The following is a 7,336-nucleotide window of genomic DNA, read 5'->3' as shown; positions in this document are numbered from 1 at the left end:
CTGAATACTATAGAACAGCTTACGTCTTTCGTCTTTGCCTCTACAAGTTCTCGCCTCTTTCCATACCTTAGACTCCCGCATAAGATCCAAACGCCGTAGAGCTTCTCCCAGACAGGCGTTATATAGCTGACGACCAGCATCGAGACGTAGATCAAGAATATGGGCATCGTGCGGCGTAATCCGCAATGGCAATTCAAGAATAAAAGAAGATATGCTAGACATTTCTTCCATTTTCAATACCTAAATCTTCGCCTTATCCCCATAGCTGAAGCTAGGGGCTTGCGGCGAAGTTATTTCTGTCAAACTACTTTTTCTTCTTGTGACGCATCTTTCTCAGGAACTTTTTCCGCTTGTGAGTACGAATTTTCTGCAATTTGCGCCTTCTTCCTTTAGGCATTTATTTATCTCCTTTCAGTCAATTTATGCTTGTATTATTCTTCTAAACTTCCTTCTTCCCACTTGTACTATATATTCCCTGTCCATTAACAAATCCATATCAGAATCTTTTATTCTTTTCTGATTTATCTTTACGCTCCCCTGGGTGATTAGCCTCTTTGCCTCGTTTTTGCTTGTAGCCAGGCCAGCCTTTACCAATAAATCCACAACCCATATTTTCTTCTCACGAATTCTAATTTCCTTTATCTCCTCAGGCAATTCCCTCTTAACAAAAACTTTCTCAAATCCTTCTTCAGCTTTTTCTGCTTCAGTTTCGTCATAATATTTCTGGACGAGCTCTTTTGCCAGTTCAGCTTTTGCCTGGCGAGGATGCATTTTCTTGACTTTATCCAAATTTTCCTCAGTTAATAATTCATAGTACTTGACCATCAATTCATCAGAAATACTCATAATCTTTCCGAACATTTCCTTGGGAGGCTCAGTTATGCTAATATAATTTCCATAACTTTTGCTCATTTTCTTAACGCCGTCTGTGCCTTCTAAAAGAGGCATAGTTATTATAACCTGGGGCTTCTGATTAAAATCTCTCTGTAATTGGCGCCCCATTAACAGATTAAATTTTTGATCCGTTCCTCCAATTTCTATGTCAGCTTTCACTTGAATTGAATCGTATGCTTGAAGTAGAGGATAAATAAATTCCAAGATGCTTATATCTATTTCTCGATTAAATCTTTCTTTAAAATCTGCCCTGGCTAACATTTGGGCAACTGTGGAATGGGAAGAAAGCTTCATAACATCCGACGAACTCATCTTATCAAACCATTTACTATTAAAAAGCACTTCCGTCTTCCTTTTATCTAAAATTTTAAAAACCTGTTTTTGATAAGTCTTTGCATTCTTTTTTATTTCTTGGAGAGTGAGTGGCTTTCTCGCTTCAGACCTTTCTGAAGGATCTCCGATGCGGGCAGTAAAATCGCCTATTATGAACACAATCTGGTGACCCAGGTCCTGAAACTGCTTCAATTTTTGCAGAACCACCGTATGACCTAAATGAATATCGGGAGCTGTAGGGTCAGCACCGAATTTCACTCTTAAAGGTTTTTGCCTGTTCAATTTCTCCTTCAGTTCTTCTGGAGAAATAACCTCTACCGTTCCCCTTCTTATTATCTCTAAGTCTTTTGCCATCTCAAATTCCCATCAACTTTTTAGTTAGTATTTTATAACATAATTTCCTAAAATTATCAATAAAAAAATCCAATAAAAATAAAAAACCCTGGCTTTTTTCAAGCCAGGGCTTTTTTTGGTTATTTGGCAAATGTACCTTACATTTTCCTTATATTCGTTGCTTTGGGACCTTTGTCTGAATCAACGATGTCAAATTCAACCACTTCGCCTTCGTGAAGGGTTTTAAACCCTTCTGACTGAATGGATGAAAAATGCACGAACACATCGCCTGAACCGTCTTCTTTCTCAATGAACCCATAACCTTTAGATTCATTGAACCACTTCACTTTCCCTTTCATTTTTACCTTCCTTTCTTTCTAAAATAGCTCTTCAACTTCAGAGCTTCCTTCTTTAACAACACTTCCTTTTTTATCTTTCCAAAAGAGTATCCCCCAGGACTTCCATCATTCTGAATTACCCGATGACAAGGAATTACAACAAGAAGGGGATTTTTGGCTAAAGCTCTACCTACAGCCCTTGCCGCGCGAGGATTTCCGATTTGACGAGCAACCCACTGATACGTACGGGTTTGTCCGGCGGGAATTGTAGATGTGACCTTCCACACTCTTCTTTCAAAAGATGTATAGCCACTTAATAACTTGTCAATATCCTTTTGCTTCAACCTTCTCCAACCACTAACTTGTTTTGTATTTCTTCTTTGATATTACATTACTTTCTCAAAAAAGTCAAGTACTTTCTTCAAGTCTCTGAAAAAGACCCCTAAATGTCTTTGCGAGGAGCCCCGCACAACAAATGTGCGGGATAAACTTCGCGACGAAGCAATCTGACACGAAGTGTCATTGCGAACGAAGTGAAGCAATCTCATGGTTTGGCACGAGGTTGCCACGGGCTTTGCCCTCGCAACGACCCTGCGGGTCGATTGCCACGCCCTTCGGGCCCGCAACGACAGACCAAAAGCACATAACTTCCTGAGAAAACTATGCCATTCATGGCATGAAAATGTAAAATCAAATACTTAAAACTTCGATAAAGGTCTCTACAACTACTGGGTCAAACTGGCTGCCAGCACTCTTCTCTAACTCCTTTACCGCTTCCTTTGAAGGCAAAGCTTGACGGTAAGGACAACCGGATGTAATGGAATCGTATGCTTCGGCTACTGAAATTATCCGCGCTCCTAAAGGAATCTCTTTCCCCGATAAACCATCAGGGTATCCCTGACCATCGTATCTCTCATGGTGGTACCGAATCAAAGGTCTGGTTGCCTGTAGAAATTCTATCTGCTCAACAATCCCTTCTCCAACGACTGCGTGCTTTCTTACTATGAATGATTCCCTCTCATTCAACCTTCCCGGTTTTCCTAAAATGGCACTTCCTACACAAATCTTGCCAATGTCGTGGAGGAGAGCAGATAATTCTATATTTCTCATCTCTTTAGGCGAAAGAGCAAGCTTTTTAGCGATGGATAACGAGTACTTAGCAACTCTGGCTGAATGTCCCTGGGCATAGGTGTCTATAATTTCTATAGCCTCAAGTAGAGTTCTTATGACCCTAACATAATCTTTGCGAAACTCATCGGAAAATTTCTGGGTTTCCTTAGAGTGCGGTTCTCTTTTAACCTCTTTTATTCTATGACCCATTACTTCAAACAAATCCAATTTCGAGATCCGATGCTGGCCTCCGGGGGTTTTGAAAGACTTCAACTCTCCTCTGTAAATGTAATTCTTAATTGTACCTACAGTAACTTTGAGGAGTTTCGCTGCCTCTTTTGCTGTCAGAAATTCATCGTTATCGTCGAAAATATTCCCCATCCACGACCTCCTTGTCGAAGACGTTCCAATCATCTCAGAAGATAGATTGCCTTTTCGGAATATTCGATTTTTCGGGAAAAGTATACAAAATTGTCTATTTATTGTCAAGTAAATTTAGACGATTTTGAACGAGTTTAGGAGAAGTTGAACGATTTTCGGAAGGAATCTATTGGGAAAGCTCTTCCAAAATGACCTGTTTATCAGTTTCCCTGGCGAGTTCTTCGAAAATTTCCTTGAATTCTGAATACTCCTCTACGGAAACCGAAGTCTTCTTATCTATCAATCTTTCTTCGAAACTGATTAGCCCCTTAGAAAAAGTATACTTATAAATATAGGTAAACCATGGAGTATCCTTAACAATAGGCGGGGGCAGAAACTTCACATTTAAGTGACTGGGGAGTTCTACTCTAATTTTTGTCACGTTTTCAGAAAGTGCTCGAAAATCTAATGGAAAATTCCGTTTATCTCTGGATACTAAAGATGCTGATAGGCTTCCAAATTTCGGAATTAGTCTATTCTTCCCAGCTCTGGTTAGAAATTTAGGCCCTTTAAACTCCGTTCTGATTTCTACTGGCTGATTGAGGTTTTCCACCTCGCTTATTGTATAATTGAGAAGTTCTCCTCCAGGAGTAATTATGTTTATCTTCTCCTTAAGCTGTTCCTGAACCAAAACAGGCTTAGTATACTTAAGCCAGGCTCTTTGACCCTGGTCATACATCCCGAAAGTCTTAATTTCTCGAGTGGCAGAGATGGTTTCGTCGTTACGAATTTTAATTTCCATTATTTTGGAAACTTTATTATGCTCTGCAGGTAAAAGAGGAGTCTTCTCAATTCTTCCTTCTCTTTCATAAAACACCAAAACTTTCCTGTCCTGGTCAGAGGAAGGAAAATCTCCAAAGGACGCTGTTTCCGCTGTGGGATCCAGAAAGACCGTCTTTCCATCGACCTTTGCCGCCACTATAGCATGATTAAAAGTCAATATCGGAAACTCCTCATCTAAAACCCAGCACCCTCTGGTACCAATCAGTACCGGATGGGCTGAAATTCCCGAATATTTTAACATTGCAATTAGAAGCATAGCTTGATCTTTACAATCACCATATTTGTTTTTGAAAATTTCAATAGCAGAATGAGGTTCGAATCCTGCCTGACCATACTCTACAGCCACATACCTGACCTTGGAGGCTACCCAGTGATAGATTGCCCTGGCTTTATCTTCCTGGGTTTTCTTACCCTTAGTCAGTTCTTTCATTTTCCTTTTTATTTCCTTATCAACATCCATCTTGCCCTTTGCTACATTCCACCACCAGTCATAGATATCATCCCACCTGTTAAATGAAGAGAGAGAAAGGCTGGGCACAATTTCCTGCCAGGGAGGCATTGAGGGTTCCACAATGATTTCTGGCGCATTCTTAAATTCCCAAACGTAAATTTTCTTATCGCCTATTTCTTTGATTTCTGGCGAGAAATCTACTTTGTAATTTGTATAGCCTGGATTATAAGATTTAAAATTAAATTTATAATCTGCTGGAACTACTACAGTGAGTTTCTGGTTAAGGTAGGGCTCGTAACCCTGAATGCCATAGTGGAAGGAAAAATCTTTCTTATTAATTAATCTATTGATGTGCCATTTTGCTTTGTATTCAATAATCGAGCCTTCAGCAACTTCTGGCATGGAGATAATTTTAACTCGAGCATTACTGTACAGAGGATAATTCAGATATTTGGAAACATCGCGAATATGTTTATCACCAACCGGGACAATTGTGCCATCGGGTCTTATCGTCCGGGCATATTCGAGCTCCACCTTCTCGTATGTCGAATCGTAATTCAACTTCACTTCTCCGTAGTGTTTTCCACGGTCGTTCAATATCTTCACTATGAAGTGGACCTCATTCCTAGCAGTAAAATCAGGTAAAATCTCAAATTTTCCATTGTCTAAAAGAATTATTGCTCCTGCATTGGGATACTCTTCCTGCCCGGGAGCATTCACAATCAACTCTCGGATGAACTTGTTCTCTATTTCATCTACTCTCGCCACTCCAATCTGAGCATTAATTGTTGTAATACGCCGAGAAGCAAGAAGTTTGTAGTCTCCTCCTGTAATCTTTCTATAAACCTTAATCGCCTGGTTAAAGAGATTCTGCTTTTCACAAGTCCGTCCGTAAAAATATAGAAACTCGCCGTCCTTAGATTCTTCCCATTTATCGAAAATAGCCAGAGCTTCAGTATAGTCTCCCTGGATAAAACGTGAGAGGGCAAGGAGTTTTGCCACAGCAAAATTATCTTTCTCTTTTTCGTAAACCTGGGATAACTGTTTAATCGCTTCTGGATATTTGCCGTGGTGGTAATAAAGCTTGCCCAGTAGAAAGCGTACCTCATTAACATTGGATTCAGGGTCCTTTAATGCTAACTTGTATTCATTCACTGCTTCCTGGAAATACCGCTCGCTTTGCTCGGCATACTCATTCGCTAACTCCAGATGGCTCTTGCCAAGAACTGGCGAAGCTACAGAGCAAATAAATAAAAAAAGCAGGGAAATATACAAACTTTTTCTTCTCAAAATCTTCTCCCCTCACCACTCCTGGAGTGTCAAACGAAAGTTTGACCAGTAAAGCTTTCGCTTTACACTCCTATTCCATCTCTTTTAACATAGCTACTTCATCACAATCAGGGAATTTTGGACAATTAATACACTCACTCCATATCTTATGTGGTAATTCGTCTTTTTCTATTTTTCTAAACCCTTCTTTCTTAAAATATTCTGGCTTATAGGTGAGCGCAAAAACTTTCTTTATCCCCAGTTCCTTTGTCTCCTTAAGACATCCCTCAATGAGCTTTTTACCAATTCCCTTTCCTGTGTATCCGGACTTAACTGTCAGAGATTTGATTTCACCAAGGTCTTCCCAGGACACGTGTAGAGCACAACAACCTAAAATTTCCTCTTTCTCCTCAAAAACTAAAAAATCCCTCAGGTTTTCATAGAGTTCGTTTAATGACCTGGGTAACATTTCTCCTCGCTCAGCATAAAAATTTATCAACTTTTGTAGCTCTTTGATGTCGGAAATTTTAGCTTTTCGAATCATCTGTATTCTTCTCCTTTCCTAAGCGCTTCTCTATTCAGTTTAAGCAGGTTTTTTCTTCCCTCGCCCAGCACTTTTTTTAAAGAGTCCATAGTTCGCTCCAGGGAAACCACCTTGCTTCTGTTTACGTATGCTCCTAAAATCACCATATTCGCCACTTTATTGTCCCCTAACTTCTCTGCCAGTTCTGTGGCTGGAATCTTTAAGATTTCCACATCATTAATTTTTATTTCTTTCTTCAATAAAGATGAATTTACTATTATTAATCCGTCCTTTTTAACTTTTGGGGAAAACTTTTCTAAAGAACTCTCATTCATTGCCAGAAGAGCAGAAGGATTAGTGACTACAGGAGAACCTATGTTCTCATCAGAAACAATCACCGTGCAATTAGCCGTCCCGCCACGCATTTCCGCTCCATAGGAAGGAAAGTAAGTTACATTGAGTCCTTCCTTCATTGCCGCGTGAGCGATGAGAGTCCCGGCAAACATTATTCCCTGTCCACCAGAACCAGCCATAATTATCTCTTCCTTCATAAATCTTCCTTCGCTGTCAAGTTTTTATCTTTTATTACTCCCAGGGGAAAAACAGGTATCAGGTTCTCTTCAATCCACTTCACTGCTTCTGTGGGGTTAACTCCCCATCCCGTGGGACACATAGAGAGTACTTCCACCAGGGAAAACCCCTTATTCTCTATCTGGGTTTGAAATCCCTTCTTAATTGCTCTTTTTGCTTTGATGGTATTTTTGGGGCTGTTGACTGTTACTCTTTCAATATAAACAGAGCCTTCCAGCTGTGCCAGGGCTTCCGAAATCTTAATGGGATAGCCGGCAATCTTAGGGTCTCTTCCCCAGGGAGTGGTGGTGG

The 7,336-nt window shown here is 40.2% G+C and carries 9 protein-coding genes; all 9 read right to left on the bottom strand.

Annotated elements, in window-relative coordinates; genetic code table 11:
- On the bottom strand, positions 1-222 hold a 222-nt coding region (locus tag VMW39_06670), incomplete at its 3' end, for a transposase (protein HUW23695.1).
- Between the two features lie 198 nt (positions 223-420).
- Positions 421-1,581, bottom strand: a complete 1,161-nt coding sequence (tyrS, locus tag VMW39_06665) for a tyrosine--tRNA ligase (protein ID HUW23694.1) — start codon at positions 1,579-1,581, stop codon at positions 421-423.
- Positions 1,582-1,718: 137 nt separating this feature from the next.
- Positions 1,719-1,919 carry a cold-shock protein gene (locus VMW39_06660; protein HUW23693.1) on the bottom strand — a complete coding sequence of 67 codons (201 nt, stop codon included), beginning with the start codon at positions 1,917-1,919 and terminating at the stop codon, positions 1,719-1,721.
- Positions 1,920-1,921: 2 nt separating this feature from the next.
- Positions 1,922-2,242: an MGMT family protein gene (locus VMW39_06655; GenBank protein ID HUW23692.1), complete on the bottom strand. Its 321-nt coding sequence runs from the start codon at positions 2,240-2,242 to the stop codon at positions 1,922-1,924.
- Positions 2,243-2,588: 346 nt separating this feature from the next.
- Positions 2,589-3,389 (bottom strand): HD-GYP domain-containing protein, encoded by an 801-nt coding sequence (locus tag VMW39_06650; GenBank protein ID HUW23691.1) that lies wholly within the window; start codon positions 3,387-3,389, stop codon positions 2,589-2,591.
- 166 nt (positions 3,390-3,555) lie between these two features.
- Positions 3,556-5,952 (bottom strand): DUF3857 domain-containing protein, encoded by a 2,397-nt coding sequence (locus tag VMW39_06645; GenBank protein HUW23690.1) that lies wholly within the window; start codon positions 5,950-5,952, stop codon positions 3,556-3,558.
- A 70-nt stretch (positions 5,953-6,022) separates the two neighbouring features.
- Positions 6,023-6,475: an N-acetyltransferase gene (locus VMW39_06640; protein ID HUW23689.1), complete on the bottom strand. Its 453-nt coding sequence runs from the start codon at positions 6,473-6,475 to the stop codon at positions 6,023-6,025.
- Entirely contained in the window at positions 6,472-7,005 is a 534-nt protein-coding gene (locus tag VMW39_06635; protein HUW23688.1) for a 2-oxoacid:acceptor oxidoreductase family protein, read from the bottom strand. Before VMW39_06635 ends, VMW39_06640 begins: the two co-directional genes overlap by 4 nt.
- The coding region (locus VMW39_06630) for a 2-oxoglutarate oxidoreductase (protein ID HUW23687.1) at positions 7,002-7,336 on the bottom strand (335 nt) is incomplete at its 5' end. The genes VMW39_06630 and VMW39_06635, both read right to left, overlap by 4 nt.

It is taken from the genome of bacterium (genome assembly GCA_035530055.1).
In the GTDB taxonomy this organism is placed as follows: Bacteria; UBA6262; WVXT01; order WVXT01; family WVXT01; genus WVXT01.
This window is presented reverse-complemented; position numbering and strand designations above follow the sequence as displayed.

Excerpts from the sequence above, each read along its gene's own strand:
- tyrS (HUW23694.1), bottom strand. The coding sequence starts at position 1,581 with ATGGCAAAAGACTTAGAGATAATAAGAAGGGGAACGGTAGAGGTTATT.
- VMW39_06660 (HUW23693.1), bottom strand. The coding sequence starts at position 1,919 with ATGAAAGGGAAAGTGAAGTGGTTCAATGAATCTAAAGGTTATGGGTTC.
- VMW39_06650 (HUW23691.1), bottom strand. The coding sequence starts at position 3,389 with ATGGGGAATATTTTCGACGATAACGATGAATTTCTGACAGCAAAAGAG.
- VMW39_06640 (HUW23689.1), bottom strand. The coding sequence starts at position 6,475 with ATGATTCGAAAAGCTAAAATTTCCGACATCAAAGAGCTACAAAAGTTG.
- VMW39_06635 (HUW23688.1), bottom strand. The coding sequence starts at position 7,005 with ATGAAGGAAGAGATAATTATGGCTGGTTCTGGTGGACAGGGAATAATG.